The 24,973-nt window shown below is 72.1% G+C and carries 19 protein-coding genes; 11 read left to right on the top strand and 8 right to left on the bottom strand.

All coding sequences use genetic code 11. The features are described 5' to 3' along the window. The first annotated feature begins 71 nt into the window (after positions 1-71). The 4 genes from AMK25_RS24370 (at position 72) to AMK25_RS24385 (ending at position 4,291) form a co-directional block, all read left to right on the top strand. Entirely contained in the window at positions 72-2,351 is a 2,280-nt protein-coding gene (locus AMK25_RS24370) for a putative bifunctional diguanylate cyclase/phosphodiesterase (RefSeq protein ID WP_198937671.1), read from the top strand. 128 nt (positions 2,352-2,479) lie between these two features. Beyond that, entirely contained in the window at positions 2,480-3,112 is a 633-nt protein-coding gene (locus AMK25_RS24375; protein WP_043326326.1) for a hypothetical protein, read from the top strand. Between the two features lie 109 nt (positions 3,113-3,221). Further along, a complete protein-coding gene (locus AMK25_RS24380; protein WP_073830724.1) occupies positions 3,222-3,980 on the top strand; it encodes a MerR family transcriptional regulator in 759 nt (252 codons plus the stop codon). A gap of 26 nt (positions 3,981-4,006) precedes the next feature. Beyond that, positions 4,007-4,291, top strand: a complete 285-nt coding sequence (locus AMK25_RS24385) for a putative quinol monooxygenase (RefSeq protein WP_073830725.1) — start codon at positions 4,007-4,009, stop codon at positions 4,289-4,291. 7 nt (positions 4,292-4,298) lie between these two features. Here the strand turns inward: AMK25_RS24385 and AMK25_RS24390 are convergent, their stop codons facing one another. Continuing rightward, positions 4,299-5,813 (bottom strand): GntT/GntP/DsdX family permease, encoded by a 1,515-nt coding sequence (locus AMK25_RS24390; protein ID WP_073830889.1) that lies wholly within the window; start codon positions 5,811-5,813, stop codon positions 4,299-4,301. 21 nt (positions 5,814-5,834) lie between these two features. Then, a complete protein-coding gene (locus AMK25_RS24395; protein ID WP_073830726.1) occupies positions 5,835-7,376 on the bottom strand; it encodes a gluconokinase in 1,542 nt (513 codons plus the stop codon). Between the two features lie 265 nt (positions 7,377-7,641). Here AMK25_RS24395 and AMK25_RS24400 point away from each other — a divergent pair, with 265 nt between their 5' ends. Both AMK25_RS24400 and AMK25_RS24405 read left to right on the top strand, forming a co-directional pair. Then, complete coding sequence (locus tag AMK25_RS24400; RefSeq protein WP_073830727.1) at positions 7,642-8,796, top strand: hypothetical protein; 1,155 nt, start codon at positions 7,642-7,644, stop codon at positions 8,794-8,796. 42 nt (positions 8,797-8,838) lie between these two features. Then, positions 8,839-10,047: an aminoglycoside phosphotransferase family protein gene (locus tag AMK25_RS24405; protein WP_073830728.1), complete on the top strand. Its 1,209-nt coding sequence runs from the start codon at positions 8,839-8,841 to the stop codon at positions 10,045-10,047. Here AMK25_RS24405 and AMK25_RS24410 read toward each other — a convergent pair. Next, positions 10,044-10,904, bottom strand: coding sequence for an AraC family transcriptional regulator (locus tag AMK25_RS24410; protein ID WP_073830729.1), 861 nt, complete (start codon positions 10,902-10,904; stop codon positions 10,044-10,046). The two genes, AMK25_RS24405 and AMK25_RS24410, sit on opposite strands and share 4 nt — an antisense overlap. Positions 10,905-11,025: 121 nt before the next feature. Here AMK25_RS24410 and yidD point away from each other — a divergent pair, with 121 nt between their 5' ends. After that, positions 11,026-11,397: a membrane protein insertion efficiency factor YidD gene (gene yidD / locus AMK25_RS24415; protein ID WP_241826469.1), complete on the top strand. Its 372-nt coding sequence runs from the start codon at positions 11,026-11,028 to the stop codon at positions 11,395-11,397. 142 nt (positions 11,398-11,539) lie between these two features. Here yidD and AMK25_RS24420 read toward each other — a convergent pair whose 3' ends face one another. The 3 genes from AMK25_RS24420 to AMK25_RS24430 are packed head-to-tail and all read right to left on the bottom strand — an operon-like array spanning position 11,540 to position 13,654. After that, a complete protein-coding gene (locus AMK25_RS24420) occupies positions 11,540-12,274 on the bottom strand; it encodes a YqjF family protein (protein ID WP_073830730.1) in 735 nt (244 codons plus the stop codon). A gap of 32 nt (positions 12,275-12,306) precedes the next feature. Further along, the gene (locus AMK25_RS24425) at positions 12,307-12,672 is read right to left on the bottom strand and encodes a VOC family protein (protein WP_073830731.1); all 366 of its coding nucleotides are present in this window, start codon (positions 12,670-12,672) and stop codon (positions 12,307-12,309) included. Positions 12,673-12,718: 46 nt separating this feature from the next. After that, a complete protein-coding gene (locus AMK25_RS24430) occupies positions 12,719-13,654 on the bottom strand; it encodes a hypothetical protein (RefSeq protein WP_073830891.1) in 936 nt (311 codons plus the stop codon). A gap of 112 nt (positions 13,655-13,766) precedes the next feature. Here AMK25_RS24430 and AMK25_RS24435 point away from each other — a divergent pair, with 112 nt between their 5' ends. After that, on the top strand, positions 13,767-15,932 hold the full coding sequence (locus AMK25_RS24435; protein ID WP_073830732.1) for an MMPL family transporter: 2,166 nt from the start codon (positions 13,767-13,769) through the stop codon (positions 15,930-15,932). 22 nt (positions 15,933-15,954) lie between these two features. On the opposite strand, the gene AMK25_RS24440 is transcribed toward AMK25_RS24435, so the two are convergent. Continuing rightward, positions 15,955-16,617, bottom strand: coding sequence for a response regulator (locus tag AMK25_RS24440; RefSeq protein WP_073830733.1), 663 nt, complete (start codon positions 16,615-16,617; stop codon positions 15,955-15,957). Beyond that, positions 16,614-17,831 carry a sensor histidine kinase gene (locus AMK25_RS32480; protein ID WP_073830734.1) on the bottom strand — a complete coding sequence of 406 codons (1,218 nt, stop codon included), beginning with the start codon at positions 17,829-17,831 and terminating at the stop codon, positions 16,614-16,616. Before AMK25_RS32480 ends, AMK25_RS24440 begins: the two co-directional genes overlap by 4 nt. A 169-nt stretch (positions 17,832-18,000) precedes the next feature. Here AMK25_RS32480 and AMK25_RS24450 point away from each other — a divergent pair, with 169 nt between their 5' ends. The 3 genes from AMK25_RS24450 (at position 18,001) to AMK25_RS24460 (ending at position 24,950) form a co-directional block, all read left to right on the top strand. After that, on the top strand, positions 18,001-18,579 hold the full coding sequence (locus AMK25_RS24450; protein ID WP_083664821.1) for a DUF1772 domain-containing protein: 579 nt from the start codon (positions 18,001-18,003) through the stop codon (positions 18,577-18,579). Continuing rightward, entirely contained in the window at positions 18,576-19,037 is a 462-nt protein-coding gene (locus tag AMK25_RS24455; protein ID WP_073830736.1) for a hypothetical protein, read from the top strand. Before AMK25_RS24450 ends, AMK25_RS24455 begins: the two co-directional genes overlap by 4 nt. Before the next feature lie 255 nt (positions 19,038-19,292). Continuing rightward, on the top strand, positions 19,293-24,950 hold the full coding sequence (locus tag AMK25_RS24460) for an AAA domain-containing protein (protein ID WP_073830737.1): 5,658 nt from the start codon (positions 19,293-19,295) through the stop codon (positions 24,948-24,950). Positions 24,951-24,973: the final 23 nt, after the last annotated feature.

Consider the following 24,973-nt stretch of genomic DNA (forward strand, 5'->3'; position numbering starts at 1 on the left):
CGTCCTGCCCTCGCCGTCGAGGGTGCACGTCTGGAAGAGAGCCGGAGCGCATCGTTGTACCCCAGCTCGACGTGAGCCTCGCCGCCGCGGCGCCGGCCCGTCATCCGCTCGCCGGCCGTGTCGGACTTGCCGCGGCCGCCGTCGCCGTACTCGGGGAGACGGCCTGGCTGGTCGCCCGGCTGCCCGGCGCGGCGCTGGTCAGCGACCTCGGCGCGGTGGCGGTGTCGAGCCTGGCGGCGGTGCTCTGCTTCGGCGCGGCACGACGCCACCCGGTCGCGCTACGCCGGTTCTGGGAGCTGCTGGCGGCCACCATGGTCCTCGCCGCGCTCGGCCGTACGGTGTGGACAGTCGAACGCCTCGGTGGGCTCGGCCTGCCGCACACGCCGCTGATCGCCGGACTGTTCGCCGCCGGCATCGTCACCGGCACCGCCGCCCTGCTCAGCTTCCGCGCCGGCCCGCGCAGCCTGATCGGCCGGGCCCGCACTCTGCTCGACGGGGTGATCGTCGGGCTGGCCCTCATCCCGATCGGCTGGGTGGTGGTGTTCCAGGAGATCACCGAGGCCGGCCTGGCCGATCCGATGCGCACGTTCGGCCTGCTCTACCCGATGTTCGACCTGATGCAACTGACCATCCTGGTGGCGGTCGCCGGCCCGGGCCGGCCGATGTGGCGGGCGCTCACCGTGATCGGGGCGGGCCTGGCGATCCGGGCCGGCGCGGACGCCGTCTACGTGTCCCTGGTCGCGCACGGCAACTACACGCCCGGTCACCCGGTCGACATCTGCTGGCCGCTGAGCTACCTGCTGGTCGGCCTGGCCACCCGCTATCCGCCGCCGGTCGACGAGGACGGCGAGGACGACGTGGTCGAGTCGCCGCTGCCGCCGTGGTGGCGGGTGGCGCTGCCGTACCTGCCGGTGGGCGGCGCGATCGTCGCGGTCATGCTGTCGCGGCGGCCCAGCGGGCAGACCCCGCACGTGGTCTTCGTCGGCATGATGGCCCTGCTCGGCGTGCTGGCGCTGCGCCAGGGGCTGGCCGCGAACGAGAATCTGCGGCTGGTCGGCCGGCTGCGCCGGCTCGCGTACTCCGACCAGCTCACCGGCCTGCCGAACCGGCTGACGTTCGTGCGGCGGCTGCGGCGGGCGTTGCGCGGGGGCGGGCCGGTCGCCGTGGTGCTGCTCGACCTGGACGGCTTCAAGCAGGTCAACGACAGGTTCGGTCACGCCGCCGGGGACCGGTTGCTGACCACCACCGCGGAGCGCATGCGGGACGCGGTCGGCCCGGACGGGATGATCGCTCGGCTGGGCGGCGACGAGTTCGCGGTGCTGGTGGCCGGGGAGCGCCCGGTGCCGCCCGAGCGGCTCGCGATCCGGCTGCTCGCCGCACTGGAACCGCTGCCCGGCGAGGAGGACCTCGGCGTCCACCCGTCGGCGAGCATCGGCATCGCCGAGTACGGGCCGCAGCACACCTCGCACACCGACCTGCTCCGCGACGCCGACATCGCCATGTACGCGGCGAAGGCGGCCGGCAAGGCCGCGTACCGCACGTGCACGCCGGAGCTGCGCGAGTCGGCGGTGAGCCGGGCCGAGCTGATCGCCGACCTGCGCCGCGCGGTGGACGAGGGCCAGTTGCTGATGGAGTTCCAGCCCATCGTCGACCTCGACACCGGCGTGGTACGCAGCGCCGAGGCGCTGGTGCGCTGGCGGCATCCCCGGCTCGGCGTGCTCACCCCGGCCCGGTTCCTGCCGCTGGCCGAGGAGACCGGGCTGATCGTGGCGATCGACAGGTGGGTCATCCACGAGGCGTGCCGGGCCGCGGCGACCTGGCGCGCGAACGCGCCGGAGGTGACAGTGGCGGTCAACATCGCCGCCGCTCACCTGTGCCGGCCCGACCTCATCGCCACTGTCACCGGCGCGGTCGCCGCGGCCGGCCTGCCGCCCCGCGCGCTCACCCTGGAACTCACCGAGTCCGCGCTGATCGAGGGCAGCGAGTCGGTGCTGGACCGGCTGTCCCAGCTGCGCGACCTCGGCGTCCGGATCGCCATCGACGACTTCGGCACCGGCTACTCCTCGCTGAGCTACCTGCACCGCATCCCGGCCACCGAGTTGAAGATCGACAGGTCGTTCGTGTCCCGGCTGGACGCCGGTGACACCCGCGCGTACGCCACCGTCGAGATGGTGAACCGGCTGGCCGGCGCGTTCGACCTGGCAGTGGTGGCCGAGGGGGTGGAGACTGTCGCGCAGCACGCGGCGGTCACCGCGATCGGCTGCCGGCAGGGCCAGGGCTGGCGGTACGGCCGCCCGGCGGCCCTGCCGGACCTGCTTCCCGCGTTGTCCGGGGCGGGCGCGGACCGCTGACCGGCCCGCCCGGGTGGGGGCCGAAGGTCCCGGACAGGCAGGGGATTCGACCCTGCTCACGGGCGGTACGCGCCGTCATGATTATTCTCGTCAGCCAGACGAATACACCCTCCACACGGGAGTCAGATATGAAGCGACGGACGCTCGACCTGCTGTTCAGCATCGGTGGGCTGGGACTGGCGGTCCTGCTGCTCGTCGTCGGCGTCGTCCTGACGACGAACGCCAACTTCGCCAACGACTACGTACGTTCCCAGCTCGGCGAGCAGAACATCACCTTCACCCCGGCGGACAAGCTGTCGGACGAGGAGAAGAAGTCGGACTGCCTGCGCGAGTACGCCGGCCAGAAGATGACGACCGGCAAGCAGGCGGAGTGCTACGCCAACGAGTACATCGGCCTGCACCTGAAGAACATGGCCGGCGGCAAGACCTACGCCGACCTGGGCGAGCCGCAGAGCGCGCTGCGCGAGCAGGTGGCCCAGGCCGAGCAGAGCAACGCCGCCAACCTGGCCGACCTGCAGAAGCAGCTCGCCGAGGTGACCGCACAGCGGGAGACCGTGTTCAAGGGCGAGACGCTGCGCGGCCTGCTGCTCACCTCGTACGGCTTCAGCGAGTTCGGCCGCAAGGCCGAGCAGGGCGCCCTGGCCGTGTACCTCGGCGCGGGCCTGCTCCTGCTGCTCTCCGCCGCCGGCCTGGTGCACGCCTTCCGCACCCCGCCGACCGCGACCTTCGCCGCCCCGGAGAAGGAGAAGGTCACCAACTGACCGCACCGACGACGCCCCCGGCCGATCATGGTCGGGGGCGTCGTCGTGTTTGCGGCTTGACCCTCACGCAGCGGGAGGCGGCAGCCTTGGTCGCGGAAGGGAGGGAACCATGGCGTACACGGTGGGGCAGGTGGCGCGGGCGGCCCGGGTGACGGTCCGGACGCTGCACCACTACGACGAGATCGGGCTGCTGCGGCCCAGCGGGCGCACGCCGGCGGGCTACCGCCGCTACGACGACGCGGACCTGGACCGGTTGCAGCTCATCCGCTACTACCGCGAGCTGGGGTTCCCGCTTGAGGAGATCGCCGAGATCCTGGACGACCCGGACGCCGACCCGGCGGCGCACCTGCGCCGGCAGCACGAGTTGCTGTCCGGGCGGATCGGGAAGCTCCAGGAGATGGTCGCGGCGATCGAACACGCGATGGAGGCGAGGACGTTGGGGATCCAGTTGACGCCGGAGGAGCGGTTCGAGGTGTTCGGGGACTTCGACCCGGACGAGCACGCCGAGGAGGCCGAGCAGCGCTGGGGTGACACCGAGGCGTACCGGCAGTCGCAGGAGCGGGCCGCCCGCTACTCGAAGGAGGACTGGCTGCGCAACAAGGCGGAGAACGAGGAGTGGGGGCGGCGGTTCGCCGCGCTCATCGACTCGGGCGCGCCGGCTGACGGCCCGGAGGCGCTGGCGCTGGCCGAGGAGCACCGGCAGCTCATCACGAAGTGGTGGTACGACTGCTCGTACGAGATCCACACCGGTCTGGCCGACATGTACGTGGCCGACCCGCGGTTCACCGAGTACTTCGAGACGCTGCGGCCCGGGATGGCCGCGTACCTGAACGAGGCCATCCACGCCAACGCGATCACCCGGTCCTGACGGGGGTTCGTGGCAGGATGGCCGGCATGCTCATCGTCGCCGGCACCCTCTACGTCGATCCGGCCCGGCGGGACGCCTACCTGGCGTCCTGTGAGGCCGCCGTCCGCGCGGCCCGGTCCGCGCCCGGCTGCGTCGACTTCGCGGTCAGCGCCGACCTGGTCGAGCCGGGCCGGATCAACGTCTACGAGCGGTGGGAGTCCGACGAGCAGTTGCTGGCGTTCCGGGGCTCCGGCCCGGAGGCCGAGCAGGTGACGGAGATCCTCGGCGCCGAGGTGCACAAGTTCCGCATCTCCGGCGTCGAGGCTCCCTGAGACGTCGCTACAGGAAGACGTCGAGCAGCAGGACGCCGAGGAAGCCGACCACCGAGATGATCGTCTCCATCACCGACCAGCTCTTGATGGTCTGCCCGACGGTCAACCCGAAGTACTCCTTCACCAGCCAGAAGCCGGCGTCGTTGACGTGCGAGAAGAACAGCGACCCGCAGCCGATGGCCAGCGCCAGCAGCGCCACCTCGGGGCCGGCGAGCGTGTCGGCCAACGGCGCCACGATGCCGGCGGCGGTGATGGTGGCGACGGTGGCCGAGCCGGTGGCAACCCGGATGCCGACCGCCACGAGCCAGCCGAGCAGCAGCGGCGAGAGGTTCGCGCCGTCGGCGGCGTTCGCGACCAGGTCGCCCACGCCGGCGTCGACGAGCACCTGCTTGAAGCCGCCACCGGCGGCGACGATCAGCAGGATGCCGGCGATCGGCGGCAGTGAGCCGCCCAGAAAACCGGAGACCTGGGTACGGCTGAAGCCGGACCGGTAGCCGAGGAAGATCATGGCGAAGATGACGCCGGCGAGCAGGGCGATGATCGGGGTGCCGACGATGTCCAGCGCCTTGCGGCCGGCGGTGTCCTCGGCGAGTGTCAGCTCGCCGATCGCCCGCAGCAGCATCAGCACCACCGGCAGCAGCACGGTGACCACCGCCGCCCACAGCGCCGGGGAGCGGCGGGACCGCCGGCCGGCCGGTTCCTCGATGGCGGCGCCGGGGCGGCCGGTGCCGGGGTTGAGCAGGTCGTCCTCGGTGACCAGGTCGCCGTCGGCGTCGGCCCGGCCGTCACCGGGACGGGTCGGGCTGCGGTCGTCAGCGGCGGCGTCCCGCCGGATCGGCAGCAGCTCCGCCGGGGCGGTGGCCGGCACGTACCGGGCGATGAAGTTGCCGAAGACCGGACCGGCGATGATCACCGTGGGGATCGCCACCAGCAGGCCCAGGGCGAGCGTCTGACCGAGGTTGGCGCCGAGCGCGTCGATCGCCACCAGCGGGCCGGGGTGCGGCGGCACCAGGCCGTGCAGCACCGACAGGCCGGCGAGCGCGGGAATGCCGATCTTGATCAGCGGGACATTCACCCGCAGCGAGACGAGCAGCACGATCGGCACCAGCAGCACCACGCCGACCTCGAAGAACAGCGGCAGGCCGATGAGCGCGGCCACGCCGGCCATCGCCCAGGGCAGCGCCGTGCCGGAGACCCGGCCGACCACCCGTTCCACGATGCCGTCCGCGCCGCCGGACTCGGCCAGCAGGCCGCCGATCATCGCGCCGAGCGCGATCAGCAGACCCACGCCGCCGACTGTGGAGCCGACGCCGCCGCTGAACGACGTGACGATCTTGTCGACGGGTACGGCGGCGACCACGCCGAGCACGGCGGCGCCGAGGATCAGCGAGAGGAACGGGTGCACCTTGCCCCACGCGATGAGCAGCACGACAGCGGCGATGCCGAGCAGGGCGGCGAGGACGAGTTGGGTGTCACCGGCGTTCGTGAGCGGTTCCGCGGGAGCAGCGAGCAGTGTGACCACGGCGATCACGCCCTTCGGTCGTCAGCGGGGAGGTGCTGTCGGTGGCGGTTCCGGCGGCAGGCTGGGCGCCATCCGCCGCAGGGACGCGAACGTGGGCACGAGCGCGTCGTACAGCTCGGAGAAGAGGGGGAGCAGCGCGGCGTACGTGGCGGCGGAGGCGGGATCCGGGTGGACCGTCTCCTCGATCCGGACCAGATCGGCGGCGACCTCGATCGATCCGATCAGCCCGAGCGCCTGCATACCCAGCAGCGCGGCGCCGAAGCCGGACCCCTCGTGCCCGGCGGGGAACCGCACCGGCATGCCCAGCGCGTCGGCGAGGATCTGCCGCCACAGTGGGCTGCGGGCGAAGCCGCCGCTGGCGCGGACCTCGCGTACCTCGTTGCCGGCCGCCCGGACCGAGGCGAGGACCAGCGCGAGCTGCTGGCAGACGCCCTCCAGCGCGGCCCGGACCAGGTGCGCCCGGCCGTGGCCGTGGGTCAGCCCGACGTACGCGCCGCGCGGCAGCGCGCTCCAGTGCGGCGCACGCTCGCTCAGCAGGTACGGCAGCATGATCAGCCCGCCGGAGCCGACCGGCGCCTGGGCGGCCAGGTCGAGCAGTTCCTCCTCGGCGTGCTCACCCAACTCCGGGGCGAGCGCGTCGTTCGCCCACTGGAGGACGATCCCGCCGTTGTTGATGGCGCCGCCGACCACCCAGCGGTCCTCGGTCAGCGCGTAGCAGAACACGCCGCCGAGCGGGTCGACGCCGGGGCGCTCCACCATCACCCGCATCGCGCCGCTGGTGCCGATCGAGCAGGCCACCACGCCGGGGCGTACCGCGCCGAGGCCGAGGTTCGCCAGCGGCCCGTCGCCGGCGCCCACCACAAGCGGGGTGTCCGCCGGCAGCCCGGTGGCCCGCGCCGCCCCGGCGGTGAGCCCCGGCAGCACGTGGGTGGTGGGTACGAGCTGGGGAAGCTGCTCCTCGGTGATGCCGGCCAGGCGTAGCGCCTCGGCGTCCCAGGTCAGCCGGTGGATGTCCATCAGGCCGGTGGCCGAGGCGACCGAGTGGTCGGTGACGAGCGCGTCGGCGAGCCGCCGCAGGACGAGGTCCTTGATGCCGACCCAGTGCGCGACCCGCTCGTGCAGCTTCGGCTCCTGCTCGGCGAACCAGACCAGCTTGGGCAGCGGCGCCATCGGGTGCACCGGGGTGCCGGTGCGCCGGTGCAGCGCGAGCCCGGACGGCACCGCCCGCAGCCGCTCGGCCTGCGCGCTGGCCCGGGAGTCGGCCCAGGTGATCGACGGGGTCAGGGGGGTGCCGTCGGCGTCCAGCCCGATCAGGCTGTGCATGGCGGTGCTGAACGACAAGCCGGCCACCGGTACGCGCAGCTCGTCCACCACCGCGCGGATCACGCCCAGCACTGCCTGGTGGATGAGGTCCGGATCCTGCTCGGCCCAGCCCGGGTTCGGCTCCTCCAGCGGGTAGCCGATCGAGTGGCTGGCCAGTTGCCGGCCGGTGGTGTCGAACGCGACGGCCTTGGAGCTGGTGGTGCCGATGTCCACTCCCACCACCACGGCCGGGTCGCCCACCGGTGCACCTCCTCGCCGCCGGGGGCCGCGGTCCGCCCCGCTGTTGCGGCTGACGTTACCCACGTGTCCACGCGCCCGCATGACGAAGCGGGACCGCCGGAGACCGGTGGCACGGAACGTGAATCGACGCGGGAGTTTCCGCCGATTGTGGAGGTCAATCAGCCGATCGGTCTAATTGGTGACTTTCGCGTGTCTTCGTACCCCTGCCGGATCGTTGACATGAATGACACCCCGATTGGTGGGCTCGCGCGGCGGAGGAGTCGGCGTGGCGAAGACTGATTCGACGGGTTCCACATGGCGGTACCGGTGGGCGCACCGGCAGAACGAACGGCGGCAGCGGGCCTTCCGCGCGGCCGACGAGGCGTGGCGACGCCGCGACGACGAGCTGCGCCGCCTGCGTACGCTCGCGGTGTCCTTCCACGGCTCGGCCCAGGCCGGCGTCGGCCTGCCGATGGAGCTGGCCCCCGGCGAGGTGGTCTTCTGGACGCTCCCGGCCGCGCAACTGGTGGAGGTGCGGCACACCGCCGTGCTGCCCGCCCCCGAGCTGACAGTCGACCCCGACCCGCCCGTGCTGCGCCCACGCCGCCCGGAGGGCGTCAAGGTGGTCGACGCCGGGCTCGCGGTGCTCACCAACCGCCGGCTGGTGCTGCTCGGCGGGCGCGGCCGGCGCGACTGGGCGTACGGCCGGATGACCGGCCTGTCCCACGACCCCGGCGCGCCGGTCACCCTGATCCAGGTGCTGGACCGCCGACGTACCTCCGGGTTGCTGCTGCCCACCGGCGCGGTGGCCGACTTCCGGTTCACGCTCACGCTCGCGTTCGCCGACGCGATCGAGCAGCGCGCCGCGGTCGTGGCCGAGCTGGACGAGCTGATCGAGGAGCACGCGGCGGAGCGCCCTCAGCGGCCGCCCGTGCTCACCCCTGCCCAGGCCCGGGTCTCCGCACTGGTGCCCGGCGGCCGGCGCACAGTGGCGGTCGGCGTGGCGCTCGCGCTCGTCGTGCCGGCGATGCTCTTCGAGTCCAACCCGCCGACCCGGGCCGGCTCGGAGCGCGCCGTCGCGGCCACCCCGGCGGCCACCGGAACCCCAGCGCCGCCGCAGGTCGCGCCCGCCGTCCAGGTCCGGCCCACGACCAGCCCCGAGCCGTCGCGCGCCCGTCCCGCGCCGCCGCGCGGCACGCCCCAGCCGCCGGTCGAGCGCCGCTGCGGCGCCCCGGTGAACCCCTTCGGGTACGACTTCTGCGGCGGCCAGCGGATCCGCAGGCCGGCTGCCGGGGTGTGCGACTGGTTCGAGTGCGTACCCGGGTTCTGGTCCGATCGGGGCTGGCTGGTGCAGTGCCGCGACGGCTCGATCAGCCGTACCGGCGGCCAGCGCGACGTGTGCGCCGGGCACAAGGGGCTGCGCCGCACCGTCTGGCGGTGAATCCGCTCGCCTCCCGTAGGGGTGCCCGGATACCGTCCGGCCGTGTCCCGCACCGTGTCGCTGGTCCTGCTCGACTCCGCCGGCCGCCCGCTCGGCGCGCTGCCGCCGTTCGACGTGCCAGAGCCGTGGTGGCAGGAAGCCGCCTCGATCGTCGACACCGTCCGGCGTCGCCACGGTCTGGAGGTCGCCGTGCTGCGGCTGCTCGACGCCGACCGTCCCGCGCCGCCCGGCGGCCACGTCCGCTACCTCGCGCAGACCGCCGACGCGCCCGCCGTACCCCTGGAACCGGTTGCCGTGGACCTCGCGCCGCACCCGTTGCGTCTGCCGTGGGCGCAGGCCGGCGGCCCGGACCGCAGCGTCGGCTGGGCGGCGGGTGAGCTGCGCCGGCTCGGCCGCCCGGTGACGGCGGTGGCGCAGCAGCGCACCTGGAACCTCTCCGCCATCTGGCGCCTGGACACCGCCCAGGGCCCTACGTGGTTGAAGCAGCTCCCCCCTTTCGCCCGCCACGAGCCCATGCTCCTGGCCTTCCCCGGTGATCAAGGAGTTGGTGTCGGTGACGATCTCCCTGGCGACACGAACTCCTTGGTCAACGGGCCGAGGGTGCTCGCCGCGGACGGGGAAGGGCGGATGCTGCTGGAGGACGTGCCGGGACAGGACCGGTACGGGGCCGGGGAGGGGGAGCGCGCCGCCGTCGCGGCCGGGCATCACGTGGTGCAGCGGCGGGCGTGTGGGGTCGTCGGTGAGCTGGTCGCGGCGGGGGTGCCGGATCTGCGCGGGGCGGGGCTGGCGGACTGGATCCGCGAGCGGCTGGCCGGGCACGACGTGTCGGCGGCCGCCGGCCTGCTCGACGGGCTCGACTACCGGCTCCGGCAGGTCCGTGACTGCGGCATGCCCGACACGCTCGTGCACGGTGACCTGCACCCCGGCAACGTGCGCGGCGACGGGCAGCGGCGGGTGGTGATCGACTGGGCGGACTCGTTCGTCGGCCACCCCGCCTTCGACATCCTGCGCCTGACCGAGGACGTCGACGCGGACGCCGCCGCCCGGCTGGTCGACGCGTGGGCGCGGCGCTGGCGTACCGACGCGCCCGGCAGCGACCCGCGCCGGGCCGTCGACCTGCTCGGGCCGGTCGCGCCGCTGCGGCTGGCCGCCGTGTACGCGATGTTCCTCGCCGCGATCGAGCCGAGCGAGCACCCGTACCACGTACACGACGTGCCGGCCGCGCTGGCGCGAGCGGCGGCTACTCCCTAGACCCGGCGGACCGGGATCCACAGCTCCGCGTCGGCGGTGCCGCCGTCCTCGGCGACCCGCACCCGCGAGATCTCCGGCCCTGGGCGGGCCTCGTACGGGTTGGACGGGAACCAAGACGTGAACACGGCCCGCCACAGGTGCTGCACCGCCACCGGGAACGCGCCGGAACTGGAGAACACTGCCCAGTCACCGGCCTCGACGGGCAGGCTGCGCAGGTCGCCGGGCACCTCCGCACCGGTCACCGCCGCGTACCAGTAGTCCAGCTCGGCGCCCTCGTCGCGGGAACCGGCCAGCTCGGCGCTGACGTTGACGATCCCGCGCGGCTCCTGGTCGGACAGCGCCTCAATGCGGCGTACGGTGGCCGGGTCGATGCCCCTGACGAACGCCACGATGTGCGGGTTCATCCCCTCGTGGACGAGCGGCACCCGCGCCGTGAGACCGGCGAGCCGGAAGGCGTCCTTGGTCACGATCCGGTAGTCCATGCTGGTGTTCCCTTCGACGACGAGCCGGAAGGACATCCGGGGCTGGGACCGCAGCACCGCCCCGGTCTGCCGGGCCTGTGTCGGCCCGACGCCGTGCACGGCGCGGAACGCGCGGGCGAACGCCTCGTTCGAGCCGTACCCCCAGCGGACCGCCACGTCGAGCAGCGACTCCCGGCCGGCGAGCACGTCGGCGCCCGCAAGCGTCATCCGGCGACGGCGGACGTACTCCGACAGCGGCAGCCCGGCCAGCGCCGAGAACAGCCGGCCGAAGTGGTGTTCCGACACGCCCGCGACCCGGGCCAGCGCGGCCACGTCGAGCGGCTGGTCGAGCCGCTGTTCGAGGTGGTCCAGCGCGGCGTTGAGCCGATCCAGCACCCGTTTCTTCCCTCCTGGTGACGCCTTCGACGCTAGGTTCCCGGACGCCCACCGACCCGATCACACCGGACCCGGTCCGGTCGCCTCATCGACACTGGCGAGCGTGTCGCATCATGACGTGGTGATCTTTCGGAAGCGGCACCGCAACAAGAAGAAGAGCCGGGACTGGTGCAACTGCGACGTGCCCACCTGTGACGGGCCGGGCTGCTGCGACCTGGGCCTCTTCTCGATGCTGCTCACGCTCGGCTCGGTGACCGCCGGCGTCGTCCGGCGGCCCGCCGTGGACCGGGCCGGCCGGGCCGCCATCCTCGGTTACCGGCGCTGGCTGTCGCACCGCTGGCCGGCGACCTGCCGCTACACGCCGACATGCAGCGCGTACGGGCTCGCGGCAGTGGAGCGGTACGGACTGGCGGTGGGCGGTCGGATGGCCGCCGACCGGGTACGCCGATGCCGCCCCGACGTGCCGCACGGCACCCACGACCCGGTGCGCTGAACCCGCTCGCTGCGGGGCCGCTTGTCTCGGGGCCGCGCGGACGTGTCGTCGCCACGTCGGGGAGGTGGCGGCGTCCCGGTGCGCCGGATGCCGCCACTCCGGCGATCTGGCGTCGATCAAGGCGCTCGGCAACGGGTGGCGGTCAGCCGACCGTGGTGGGGCCGCCGAAGACGACCGGTACGCCGGGGGAGTAGAGCACGCTCACCGGCGGCCCGTCCGGCGCGGGCAGGCCCCCGGCGGTGACCAGTTCGTCGTCCAGGTGCAGCAGTTCGGCACGGTGCAGCGGCCACTGTGGATGCCAGTTCGGCACGTGCAGGGTGCGGCCGTACGCGCGGGTGTGCAGACCCCAGCGGGCGGTGAGGAAATGCTCCAGCGGCGTCGGCTCGGCGATCGGCGCGCCGACGCGTACTGTCATCCGGCTGGACGCGCCGGACGGACCGGGCCAGCGGCGGCGGCACCGGTAGGTGAGCGTGTCGCCGGAGCGGTCCAGCCGCATCGCCGACCACTTGTACGGCAGGCGCAGGCTCAGCTGGGCCACCAGCACCGGCACCAGCCGGGACGCGTCGAGCGAGCGGAACACGACAGCGCGCCGCCCCGAGCCGTCGACCGAGTAGAGCCGGACGTTCGTCTCCCAGAAGGTGCCGAAGTAGGGCACGCCCGGACCACGTCCGAGCCCCAGCCCGACCATCTGGAACCCGATCAGCCCGACGTAGGTGAGCCCGTCGAACGTGTCCGGCCGGGTGCCTGCGGGCAGCAGCGGCGCCACCCGTTCCGGCGGAACCGCCCAGTGCAGAAAGGTGAGGTCGTGCCAGCCCTGCGCCAGCCAGGCCCGGCGGATGGCGCGTACCGGAGCGTGCTCGACCGGTTCGATCTCCACCGGTCCATCCTGTCTCGCCGACGCAACCGGACTCACTCCGGACGGTGGCAGACCGCCTCGACGTTGTTGCCGTCCGGGTCGCGGACGAACGCGCCGTAGTAGGCCGCGTGGTATTCCGGCCACTCCTTCGGCGCGTGCAGCACCTCCGCGCCGGCCGCCACCGCCGCGTCGTGGAACGCCCGTACCGTGGCGCGGTCAGTGGCGGTGAACGCGATGTGCACGGGCACCGGCGTGGCACCGGCCGGGGCGGGCTCCACCCAGAAGTCTGGCGCGTCGACGCCGTAGCCGATCGGGCCGGGCTCCATGAGCCGGCGCCCGCCCAGCGGGGCCAGCACCGCGTCGTAGAAGGCGCCGCTCGCCGCCAGGTCGCGCACCGCTACGGAGAAGTGGTCGAGCACGTCGCCTCCCTGCGATCGTCGATGACCACGCCAGGCTACGAACCCCCTACGACAATTCCGCCGGGCCGGGCGCGCGCCGTCGCCGGGCGGTGTCCGTGACGATCAGCAGGCCGGGCACCGCGCCGAGCAGCCAGACCACGCCCACCGGCCAGTGGATCATCTCGCCCACCGCACCTCGGATGTCCGGCACGTCGCCCACCACGTAGGACGCCTCCGGGTCCGTCGTGCGGCAGTCGAGCGTCCACCTACCCGGAGTCGGCACCCGCACGGTCGCCACCCAGGCATAGGTGGCGGCGTCGCCGCCGTAGTCGCCCGGCGCAACGGAGACCGGCTCGGCCGCCCGGACCTCCGAGTCGTCGCCGGTGAGGCGGCAGTCCGGGTCCGCCGGGGAGAAGCCCACCGCGAAGATCGCGTACGCCCCGGCGGCCGGCGCCGTGAACCGTCCCGTCGACGCCGTGTAGGGACCGACTCCGCCGTACTCCCGAGGGGGTTCGCCGATCGTGCTGTCCTCGGCGCCGAGCCGTACCGTGCTCTGCGCCAGCAGCGCGCCGAACACGACGGCGAGCCCGCCGATCAGATAGCCGCGCCGCGACGCCGGGCCGCCACGGCGGGGGTGACGCCCGCCGACGGCGTACCCGATCAGCGCCCCGGCCACCGCGAGCGCCGCGCCGCCGAGCAGCGCCCGCCCCCAGCGGGCCTCGCCGGTCAGCGGAACCACCCACCGGAAGAAGGCCAGCGACACGGCGAGAAGCACGGTCGTGACCAGCGTGGACACGCCGACGGCAGCGGCGGGGCGCCGGGGTTGGCGGGCCGCCAGCGCGGCGGCGAGCACCGGCGCCGCGAGCACGGGCCACCACAGCGCGGTGGAGACCGGCTGGTCCTCCTCCCACCTGTGGGTCCACTCGAAGAGGATCAGTGGCGCCGGTACGGTCGCGGCCAGCCAGGCGGTCAGGACTCCGGGACCGGGCAGCCGCAGGCTCATCAGCCGAGTCTCGGGCACCCGGATCATCGACGAAAGTCCGCGAGCCGTCCGAAAGGGATTGCTCACGCAGCGTAGGATCGCGTGCGACACAGCCGAACACACGGGGGAAACGATGTTCGAGCGCCTGGGCAGATTCGTCGTGGGCAAGGCGTGGTGGGTGATCGGCGGCTGGGTCGTCGCCGCAATAGCGATCATCGCCGCCAGCCCGTCACTGAGCGACATCACCTCCGCGGACCAGGAGAGCTTCCTGCCGCGCTCCTACGAGTCGGTGCAGGCCACCGAGCTGGCCGAGAAGTCGTTCCCGCAGGCCGCCACCGCCACCGCCACCGTCGTGGTCAAGCGCGGCGACGGCAAGCCGCTCACCCCGGCCGACGAGGCGCGCGTGGGGCAGCTCGCCGCCGCGCTGAAGGCCCGGAACATCCCGCAGACCTCCGGCTACCTGACCGGCCCGCAGGCCGTCGCGCCGGACAAGTCGGTGCAGGTGGTCACTGTCGGTCTCGACGCCGACAGCCCGGACGACCCGGGCCTGCTCGACGCCGTACGCGATCTGCGTGCCGCCCTCGGGCCGGACCTGGCCGGCAGCGGCCTGACCGCCGGGGTGGCCGGCGACGTGGCGAGCTTCGTCGACAACGAGGACACGTTCAACGACGCGTTCGCGGTGGTCGGCGTCGCCACCATCATCCTCATCATCGGGCTGATCCTGATCATCTTCCGCAGCCCGATCGCCGCGCTGCTGCCCGTGGTGGTCATCAGCGTCGTCATGTCCGTCACCACCGGGCTGGTCGCCGCCGCCGGCAAGGCGTTCGACCTCAACGTCAGCCAGGACCTGCAGACCATCCTGCTGATCGTGCTCTTCGGCATCGGCACCGACTACATCCTGTTCCTGCTGTTCCGCTACCGGGAACGGCTGCGCGCCGGTGACGACAAGCGCACCGCCATGGTCGTCTCGGTGCAGCGGGTCGGCGAGGTCATCACCTCGGCCGCCGGTGCGGTCATCGTGGCGTTCCTGGTGCTGCTGCTCGCCTCGCTCGGCTTCTTCGGCTCGCTCGGCCCGGCGCTCGCCATCGCCGTCGGCGTCATGCTCGTCACCTCGCTGACCCTGATCCCGGCACTGGTGTCGCTGCTCGGCCGGTGGGTGTTCTGGCCGTCGAAGGCGTGGCAGCGTCCACCGAAGGCGACCCTGTCCCGGCGGCTCGGCGCCGCCGTCGGCCGTCGCCCGGCCGTCGTCGCAGCCGCCTCCGGTGTGCTGCTCGTCGCGCTCGCCGCCGGGGTGCTCGGCTACAAGGCCGACTACGACTTCAGCGCCGGCTTCCCGCAGGACACCGAGTCTGCGCGGGCCGCCCAGGACCTCCAGCGCGGCTTCGCCGCCGGGGCGCTCGCGCCCACCGAGGTCTACCTGACCACCGGCAACGGCACCCCGCTCACCGACCAGCAGGTGAACGACTTCGCCGCTGCGTCGGCCAAGGCGCCGGGCGTCGGGCGGGCGCAGCCGCCGGAGCGCAGCGCCACCGACCCGAGCGTCGCCCGGATCAGCCTGCTGCTGAACGAGAACCCGATGTCCAACGAGGCGATCACGCTGGTCCGCGACGACCTGCGGGACGCGCTGCACGCCGCCGCGCCGCCGGGCACCAAGGCCCTGGTCGGCGGCGCCACCGCGATCTTCGCGGACATCAACTCGGCGAACAACAGGGACCTCTCGGTCATCCTGCCGGTTGCCGCCGGCCTGATCGCGCTCATCCTCGGGTTGCTGCTGCGCAGCCTCGTCGCGCCGGTCTACCTGGTGATCGCGGTGCTGCTCAACTTCGCCGCCACGCTCGGCGCGACCGTGTACGTGTTCCAGGGGCTCCAGGGCAACCCTGGCGTCACGTTCCAGCTGCCGATCATCCTCTACCTGTTCGTGGTGGCGATCGGCACCGACTACAACATCCTGATGATCGCCCGGCTTCGCGAGGAGGCGCGCGAAGGCCACGAACCGCACGAGGCCGCCGCGATCGGGGTGGAACACGCGGGCCCGACAGTCGCCGCGGCCGGGCTGATCCTGGCCGGCACGTTCGGGGTGCTGATGCTCGCGCCGATCTCGTTCCTCCAGCAGATGGGCTTCGCGGTGGCGATCGGGATCGTGCTGTCCGCGTTCGTCATGTCGATGTTCTTCGTACCGGCGCTGACCGGGCTCATCGGCCACAAGGCGTGGTGGCCGGGGCACGGCGACGAACGGCCCAACGGCGGTGGCGGCGGCCGGCACGCGGCGCCCGAGCCGGCCGACGCGGCGCCGGTCTGACTGTGACCCGCCCCGGCGCGGCTCAACCCTCGCCGGGGCGGACCAGCCCGCTCTCGTACGCGATCACGACGAGCTGCGCCCGGTCGCGGGCGTTCAACTTCTGCAGCAGCCGGCTCACGTAGGTGCGGGCGGTGTCGGGGCTCAGGAACAGCGCCTGCCCGATCTCCGTGTTCGACCGCCCGGCGCCCACCTGCGCGAGCACGTCCCGCTCCCGCGCGGTCAGTCCGGCCAGCCGCGCCGGGTCGGTCACCGGCGAGCGGGCCGCCGCCGCGAGCACCCGCCGGGTGACGGCGGGGGACAGCAGCGCGTCGCCACCGGCCACCGTCCGGACCGCGTCCCGCAGGGCGTCCGGCGCGGTGTCCTTGAGCAGGAAACCGGCCGCCCCGGCGCGGATCGCCTCGAACAGGTACTCGTCGTCGTCGAACGTCGTCAGCATCACCACCTGCACGCCGTCCAGCGTCGGGTCGGTCAGGATCCGCCGGGTCGCCTCCAGCCCGTCCCCGCCCGGCATCCGGACGTCCATCAGCACGATGTCGGGTCGCTGCTCGCGTACCACGGCGAGGCCGCTGCGGCCGTCGCCCGCCTCGCCCACCACCTCGATGTCCGGCGCCCGGTCGAGCAGCGCGCGCAGGCCGGTCCGGACCAGGTGCTGGTCGTCGACGAGGACGACGCGGATCGGGTTCACGCGGCCACCCCCGCCAGCGGCAGACTGACCGCCACGCGGAAACCGGCGCTGCCGGTTTCGACGGTGCCGGTTTCGGCGCTGCCGGTTTCGACGGTGCCGGTTTCGCCAGTGCCGGTTTCGACGGTGCCGGTTTCGACGGTGCCGCCCAGGAGGGCGACCCGCTCGGCCATGCCGCGCAGGCCCTGACCCTCTCCGTCCGTCCGCACGGCGGGTGGGCCACCGCGACCGTCGTCCACCACTTCAAGCGTGAGCCGCCCGGGCGTGGCGCGGACCGTCACGGTGACCCGGGTGGCTTCCGCGTGGCGCAAAACGTTCGTCAACGCCTCCTGCACGACCCGGTAGACGGTGCTGCCCACCACCGCCGGAAGCGTGTCCACCGGCCCCTCGACGCGCAGGTCCACAGCCAGCCCGCCGCGGCGTACGCCGTCCACGAGCGCCGGGATCTGGTCGAAGCCGGGCACCGGCTCCCGTGGTCCGGGTTCGCGGCGCAGCGTGCCGAGCGTGGCCCGCAACTCCGCCATCGCGCTGCCGCTCACCGACCGGATCGCGGCCAGCGCGCTCTCCGCCTGCGCCGGATCGCTGTCGGCGAGCGCCTCCCGGGCGACGGCGGACTGCAACGTGATCACCGACATCGTGTGGCCGAGCGTGTCGTGCACCTCCCGGGCGATGCGCAGCCGTTCCGCCTCGACCTGCCGGGCCGCCTCCCGGTGCCGCTCCTCGTCGGCCGCGACCGCCTGCCGGATCAACGCCGCCCGCAGCGACCTGCGGTTGCGTACCGCGTCGCCGAGGGCGATGACGGCGAGCAGCAACGCCGCCTCGGAGCCCAGCTGGGTACCGACGACGACGCCGATGTCGTCCCCCTCGGCCAGCCGCGCGACCACCGACACGGCCAGCAGGCTCCCGGCGACCACAGCGGCCGGGGTCACCCGCCCGCGTTCGGACACCCGGTAGAGCACGGCCGCGGCCGGGGCGGCCACCCCGACCGGCGGCAGGTCCAGCGCGTAGTACCCGAGAATGGCGACCGCCGTGGCCAGCAGCGCCGGCACCGGCCACCGCCTGGCGCACAGCACCAGCCCGCCGAGCCCCGCGCCGAACAGCACGGCGAGCGCCGCGCCGCCGGCAGCGGGCCGCTCGGCCGCCACGGCCACCGCGACCAGGCCGAGCGTGGCCGCAGCGAGCAGCGCGTCGGCGCGTGCGGGTGAGGTGTCGGGCACGCTTCGAGCCTAGGTCCGCGCGGCCCCTCGCCGCTGTCGTCCGCAGGCGTCAGGGACAACCCCGAGGCGTACGCCGAGAAGCGACAACCGGTCGCGCGGCCACGCGGACGACGGCCGCCGGCTGCCGACCTAGCGTCGATGGCGTCCCCAATTCGTGAGGAGAACCCTCGTGGTACGCACAAGACTGACCTGGATCGCCCTTATTGCGATGGTCTGGGCGGCAATGATGTCGTTCGGCGGGGTCGCCGCCGAGACCGTCATGCTCTACCCGAACGTCTTCAACGACGCGCCCGCCTCCCTCGACCGGGCACGCGAGTTCCTCGTCCACGGCGGCCCACACGACTACTTCCCGCCGCTGGGCGCGTCGGTGATCCTGAGCAGCGTCGCCGCGATGCTGCTCACCTGGCGCGACCGGCGGCTGCGCTGGTGGGTCGCCGGTGCCACAGCAGTCTTCGTCGTCTGCGAGTTCCTGTTCTCGGCTGTCTTCTTCTGGCCGCGCAACGAGATCATGTTCGTGGACCCGGTGGGGACGCACTCGCCGGAGTACCTGCGGCAGGTCGCGGCGGAGTTCGTCGCCGGGCACTGGGTGCGCTTCGCCGGAGGGGCGGTCACCGCCGTACTGGCGTTCGTCGCGCTGCTGAAGTTCGTGCGCGCGACCGCGCCGGGCTCGGCGTCGGCGTCCGTAGGGGCTTCCGCGTCGGCTTCTGTTCCGGCGTCGTCTTCGGGTTCTTCGGAGGTGACGCGATGAGCGGGGCCCGCCGTACCCTCGGGTTCTCCTGGCCGGCGCTGGTCGCGCTCGCCGCGCTGGCCGCCCCGCGCGTAGCTCTGCACGACCTGGACGTGGTGCCGGAGGGCACGATCGTGGCCGCGCTGCTGGCGATCGGGCCGCCGCTGTGCTGGGTGGCTGCCGTGCTGTGGCGGCGGCCGCCGCGCCCGTTCCTGACGCTTGTCGTGGTGGGGGCGCTGTACGGGGTGTTCCTCGCGGTCGGTCACCAGGTGTTCTGGGACTCGTCGCTGGGGATGGACGCGCCGGGGCTGGCCGGGCTGGCGCCGGGGGCGCGGGAGGCGTTGTTGCGGGGTGCGGCGGTGATGTCGAGCCTGGTCACCGGGACGATGGTGGGCGTGGTGGCCGGGGTGGTAGCGGTGCTGCTTGTCCGGGTGCTGCCCGCGCCGCCTGACCACTCTCGCCGACCCGCATCTCCCTAATCTGTACAAGTGGCCTTTGCCGCATGGCGGGACGGGCGGCGGTCATGTCAAACCGGTCAGTGAATTGCTGACGACCGAGGGCTCCCGCTTGTGGGACTTCGCCGGGTAGGGTCCGGAGACCGCCATGGGGAGGTCGGTCGATGTACGTGTTGTCGCGGCACTTATCGCAGACGAGCCGGAATTCGTAGTGCTTCCATCCGCACCAGACTGACCGCTCGGATCTTCGAACCTGCACGATCAACGCAAAGGGTCCACATGCTGTCCCGCTCGACGTCCTCGGACGAACTCCCGTCGGTGATCCTCGACCGGGCCACCGCTCTGGTCGACTACCTCTTGGCCGTACGAGCCCAGATCGAGAAACCTGCCCGGACAGTGCCGCCGGCCGATGCTTTCTGGCAACACAACCTGCCCATCCACCCGGACTGCCGAGTCGGTGTCTCTCCAGACGGCAGCAGCTGGTTGCAGGTGGGCCTACCGGCAGCCCCGAAGCCCTTGCGGGCACCGGTGGAGTTCGCGCCATATCTCGCTGGCCAGGTCTCATGGGAGACGGAACCGCGTCTGGTGGGTGACGACGACACGGTCGAGCGATTCACCACTGGATTTGAGAAGTGGCGGGAACGCGAATGGCGCCCGTGGGCGGAGCAGGCGGGGCGTACCGAAGCGGTCCGCCTGTTGCATCGAAGTCTCTTCGATCTCAAGCACCGCTTGGACATGAACGCTGCCACCCAGGAACTTGTCTGGGGTCACGGGATCCTACGTGTGGAAATCGGCTCCCATCGAGTGCATTATCCGCTGGCGGTCGCGCCGGTCGGCATCGAGTTCGATGCTGATCGATCAATCATCCAGGTGGTGCCGCAAGGGCCGGCACGTCTTCAGACGGACCCACTCACTGGCCTCGATGAGCGGTACCTCAGCCAGCTCCTGGGGCTGGCCGGCCCAGGCGGGCAGCTTGACCTGGACATCTGGGACGACCTGAGCCGGCTGGAGTTCCTGGAACGGGCGCTGCGTCGACTCGGCCTCGACCCGACCGTCCGTGCCGGCGGCGCACCTGCCCCGGCCGGGCCTTACGTCCATGACACCGGCGTGCTCTTCGTCCGGCCCCGGCAGCGGATGCTCCGGCGATTCCTCGAGGAGTTCCGGGCGCGTCTGCTCGCCGGAGACACCGCGGCCATCGGGGCGCTGGCGGCCATCCTCGCTCACGAACCGAGCCGCCTGGAGATGCCGCACGACCAGCCGGAGCGGTGGGTGCCTCTCGGCGAACGCCTGCTCATGCCGCTGCCCACGAACGAGGCGCAGGAGTCCATCGCGCGCCGCCTCGCGCAACACCGGAATGTCGCCGTGCAGGGTCCACCCGGCACGGGCAAGACCCACACCATTCGCAATCTGATCTGCCATCTCATGGCTCACGGCAAGCGGGTGCTTGTGGTGGCGCAGAAGGAGGACCCTCTACGGGTGCTGCGGGACGGGTTGCCCGCAGAGATCCAGTCGCTCTGCTTGGCTGTTCTCGGCCGGTCCACGGATCAGCTCGTCCAGCTTCAGCTGGCCGCCCGGGAACTCTCCGATCGTGGCGCCACGCTCGACAAAGGTATGGAGCAGCAGCGCGTGGACCGGCTGCGCCGGCAGCTCGAAGAGACCGAGCGTGACCTGGGACAGACTCTCGGGGCGTTGCGGACGCTGGCTGAGAACGAGTCGGTGCACTATGAGATCGACGGCGTCCGGCTATCGCCCAGCGAGTTGGGCGGTTGGCTGCGGGAGCGCGCCGAGCGATACGGCGACATCCCCGACGAAATCCCGCCGCACCTCGCCCCGCCGCTGACCGTCGAGGAATTCACCGAACTGCTCGACATCGCTCGACGTACCCAACGTCAGGATCGGGCCCAAGCGCTGCGGCACCTTCCGACCGTGGCCGCGCTGCCCTCTGCGGCTGCCCAGCTGGCCGCCCGGCGCGACCTCACCATTACCCGTGCCGAGCTGGACCAGCTCGCCGCCGATGGGGTGCTGCTGGCAGAGGTACGCGCGCTTGGTCGGCCGATGCTCGACGAGCTCGGCCAGCAGTTGCGGCAGGCCCACGCCATCCTCGCCCGCCGCGAGGGCGCTTGGACGGACAGACTGGCCAAGCTGCTTCAGGCCGACCCGAACTGGCGGGCCATGTGGGAGGACCACGTCGCCGCCTGTCAGCGGGCGTTGGCCGAATTCGGCCAGGCGGCCAGGGTGGTCGCGGCGCACCGGGTCCACGTCCCGGAAACGCATTTGGCCGAACCACGCCGGCTGGTGGCGCAGCTCGGCGAGCTGCGGCAACGCTTTGCCGCCGGTAAGGGTGTCAGCAAGCTCTTCCAAGGTGCGCTGGCGAAGCTCGCCACCGACTGCCGCATTGATGACGAGGCCCTACGCGGCACCGCCGATGTCGATGTGGTGCTCGCGTGCCTGCACCTGCGGCGATTGCGGCAGGAGTTGGATACCCGATGGGCCTACTGGCGTGGCCCGCTCCAGTTGCCACCGGCAGCCGGTGAACAGTCCGAACTATGGGTGGGTGGGCTGCTCACCGACGCGGCGACCGCCCTCGATTGGGACCGGCGTGGATGGCCCACCCTCCACGCCACCGTCCGGCGGTTGGTGCCCCGCGCTGAGCAGGTCGTCGACGTGAGCCGCCTGGCCGCGCTCACTCACCTGGTGACCCGATCAGCGACGGTCTTCGAGCACGATCGAATCCTCGCCGAGGAGCGGGGTCTCGACGCCGCGCTCCAAGTCGGCATGTCCGACACCGAGGCCAGTGAGCTGTGGCGACTGCTGGACCAGAGCAGGCAGGGCGACCTGTCGGGCTGGGACGGCATCCTCGACGAGGTACGACGACTGGCCGGGCTCCGGCCCGAGGCACAACGATTCGCCCAGCTCACCGACCGGCTCCGTCCCGCCGCCCCTGCCTGGAACGCCGACATCGATGCGGGCACTGCGACCGCGCTGACCGGCACCGGGGAGGACTGCCTGCATCGATGGCAGTGGCGCCGCGCCCAGACCTGGTTCGACACCGTCGTGGGAGGCGTCGACCCTGTCGCGCTCGGACGCCGTGTCGAACAGACCCGGGACCGGATCCGGCGCCTCACCCAGGAGCTCGTCGTGGCCTCCTCCTGGCTGGAGGTCTCCAAGGCGCTCGACGACCGTCGGCGGGCCGCACTGGCCGACTGGACCACTGCCCTCCGAAAGATCGGAAAGGGTACAGGCAAGAACGCGGCTCAGTGGCAGGCTCACGCCCAACGCGCGATGAGCGCAGCGGTCGACGCTGTCCCGGTGTGGGTCATGTCCGTCGACCGGGCCATCGAGCAGTTCGCCAGCGGGGCGCACTTCGACGTGGTGATCGTGGACGAGGCGTCCCAGGCCGACATGTTCTCCCTGCCTGTGCTGAGCCTCGCTGAACGTGCCGTTGTCGTCGGCGACGATCAGCAGATCGGCCCGCAACTGTCCTTCGTCGGCACGGTCGCCGGCCTGATCAACTCGCATCTGGTCGACGTACCGTCGGCGGAGCACTTCGACCCCGAGAGCAGCCTCTACGATCACGCTGTCCGTCGATCCCCGGAACGTATCCTGCTGACTGAACACTTCCGGTCCGTACCGGCGATCATCGGCTTCTCCAGCCACACTTACTACGGCGGCGAGATCGAACCGCTGCGGACCGATCGCCCTCTGGGCATCGGCGAACCGGTCGTCGCGGTGCACGTTCCCGACGGCATTCGGCAGGACCTCTCCACGTACGGCAACGTCAACGTCGCCGAGGCGGAAGCCCTCGTCGCACAGGTCGTGGCAATCGTCGCCGAACCTGCGTACGTGGGCCGCAGCATCGGCGTGGTCAGCCTGCTCAGTACCAGCGGGCAGGCTCTCTACCTGCTCACCCGGCTCCGGGAGGAGATCGGCGAGGAGGAGATGGAGCGGCGGCGGCTTCGCGTTGGCGACTCCTACACCTTCCAGGGCGACGAGCGCGACATCGTCCTGGTCTCGATGGTCGTCGAGCCGCACTCCGGGCCGGTCTCGCCCTTCACCAAACGGGACCACCACCGGAGGGTGAACGTCGCCGCCTCGCGCGCCCGTGACCAGCTGTGGGTCTTCCACTCCGTGCAGCCGACGGACCTGAGGGAGGACGACGCGCGCGGACTGCTGCTCACCTACTGCCAGAACGTCAACGCCGTGGAGGAAGCGTACGACGACCTGGAGCGGCGCTGCGACAGCGACTTCGAACGTGAAGTGCTGCGCCGCATTCTGCGCCGCGGCTACCGACCGCTTGCCCAGTTCCGCATTGGCGGCTACCGGATCGACTTCGTGTTGCCCGCGCCGGACGGCCGACGTCTGGCAATCGAATGCGACGGCGACGCCTACCACGGGCCGGACCAGTGGGAGAGCGACATGCGCCGGCAGGCGGTGCTGGAGCGAGTCGGCAACTGCGTATTCGTGCGAATCCGGGGGAGCGTGTTCAGCCGGGACCCGGAGGCCGCGCTGGAGCCGCTGTGGCAGCGCATCGACGAACTCGGCATCGTTGTTCCCGAGCCTACCGGGGAGCCTTCCCGGGACCTGCCGGTTAATGCGACACCTGGCGGCGGGGGCGAGTCGATCGAGATCGGGACCGGTCTGCGGGTGCCGGATCAGCGTCCGCGAACCGATGAGAGCGAGAGCCTTTTTGGCGGGGCAGCTGGAAGTGCGGCGAAACCGGCGAACAGTGGTGTTCCAACTGCGACCGAGGCGTCAGTCGAGCCGGCCGAGGACGCTTCCAGGGCAAGTGGCGAGCAAGGCGTACCAGAGGCTGCCGAGGATGAGGACACGGCATCTGTGCCGGAACCCACAGGCCATGGGACGCCAAGCCTCAGGCCTGAAGCCGTCGATGTTCCTGAGGCTCACTTGGCCGTCGCTTTACCCGTCGTTCCGACGGTGGTCGTGACTCCCGCGCAGAAGTTGCCCGATCCGGCCACGTCGCTGGTCCGCGGGCGCCAGGACGAGAGCGGTCTGGATGAGTGGGTGCCTCCCGGCTACCGCAGCATCGCCTGGCTTCGTCCCTACGAGGCGATGGCTGCCCTCGAAAGCTACCGACACGGCCGTGACACTCCCATCCGTCATGCCGGCAAGGTTCTGGGCTGGGCCCGGCACCAGGGTGGCACCTCAACCGAAGCTCGCCCCAACCGAGCAGATGTGCGCATCGAGCGAGCCGAGGCCGGCGGGCCGCGCTTCGTCTGCTGGGTACGCCAGAACGAGGCGGAGGCCGTCGTCCGCACGGCGAGCACAAGGAAGGACAGCCCCTGCGACACCGACGACGGTCGGAGGGAAGGGCTGGTTCAATACTTTGCCCCGACCAGCCCGGCTGCGATCCGGAACCGAAGCGTCACCCGTCTGCTGCGCTCATCCTGGGAGGAAGCTGCACCCCGCCGCAACCAGAAGGCGTCTGTGGACGAGGTGCAGGTTCCAGCCGCCAGCGTGAATCCTGAGGGAGCCAACAAATCCGAGCCCCGTCCTGCCGTGCTGCAGAGGACGGGCGGGGATGAACTCGCTGGGTTGCCGGCGACGCCGGGCGAGAGCCATGGACGACAAGGCGGAGCTTTCAGCCCGTCGGTGGCTCCCGGAATCCGCGCCGTGGATCGGCGCAGCCTTGAGGCACGCTTCCATCGGGAGATGGTCCGCATCTGTCAACGGGCGAGGGACGAGGTCAGCTACCACCCGAGCCTGTTGCTGCGCCTGGTGACGGAGAAGGGCGGACTGGCCAGCGTGCGACAACTGCTACACAATCCGGCGGTCTCCGATGGCTTCACCGCACTGTGGGAACGGGGACGAGTTGACCTCACGGCTGAGGCACTCGCACTGCGTCCGGAGTTCCACGCCCTGTTCACTGAGCAGGAACTGACAGTCGCCCGCAGCCGTGTGGAAGCAGCATCGTCGTGATGCTGAGTGACGCTGAGATGTCT

The organism is Micromonospora sp. TSRI0369 (assembly GCF_001905625.1).
GTDB classification, from domain to species: Bacteria; Actinomycetota; Actinomycetes; order Mycobacteriales; family Micromonosporaceae; genus Micromonospora; species Micromonospora echinospora_A.

Bases quoted from the DNA above. Each gene is read 5' to 3' on its own strand.
- AMK25_RS24460 (WP_073830737.1), top strand. From the start codon at position 19,293: ATGCTGTCCCGCTCGACGTCCTCGGACGAACTCCCGTCGGTGATCCTC.
- AMK25_RS24375 (WP_043326326.1), top strand. From the start codon at position 2,480: ATGAAGCGACGGACGCTCGACCTGCTGTTCAGCATCGGTGGGCTGGGA.
- AMK25_RS24435 (WP_073830732.1), top strand. From the start codon at position 13,767: ATGTTCGAGCGCCTGGGCAGATTCGTCGTGGGCAAGGCGTGGTGGGTG.
- AMK25_RS24430 (WP_073830891.1), bottom strand. From the start codon at position 13,654: ATGAGCCTGCGGCTGCCCGGTCCCGGAGTCCTGACCGCCTGGCTGGCC.
- AMK25_RS24380 (WP_073830724.1), top strand. From the start codon at position 3,222: ATGGCGTACACGGTGGGGCAGGTGGCGCGGGCGGCCCGGGTGACGGTC.
- AMK25_RS24385 (WP_073830725.1), top strand. From the start codon at position 4,007: ATGCTCATCGTCGCCGGCACCCTCTACGTCGATCCGGCCCGGCGGGAC.
- AMK25_RS24455 (WP_073830736.1), top strand. From the start codon at position 18,576: ATGAGCGGGGCCCGCCGTACCCTCGGGTTCTCCTGGCCGGCGCTGGTC.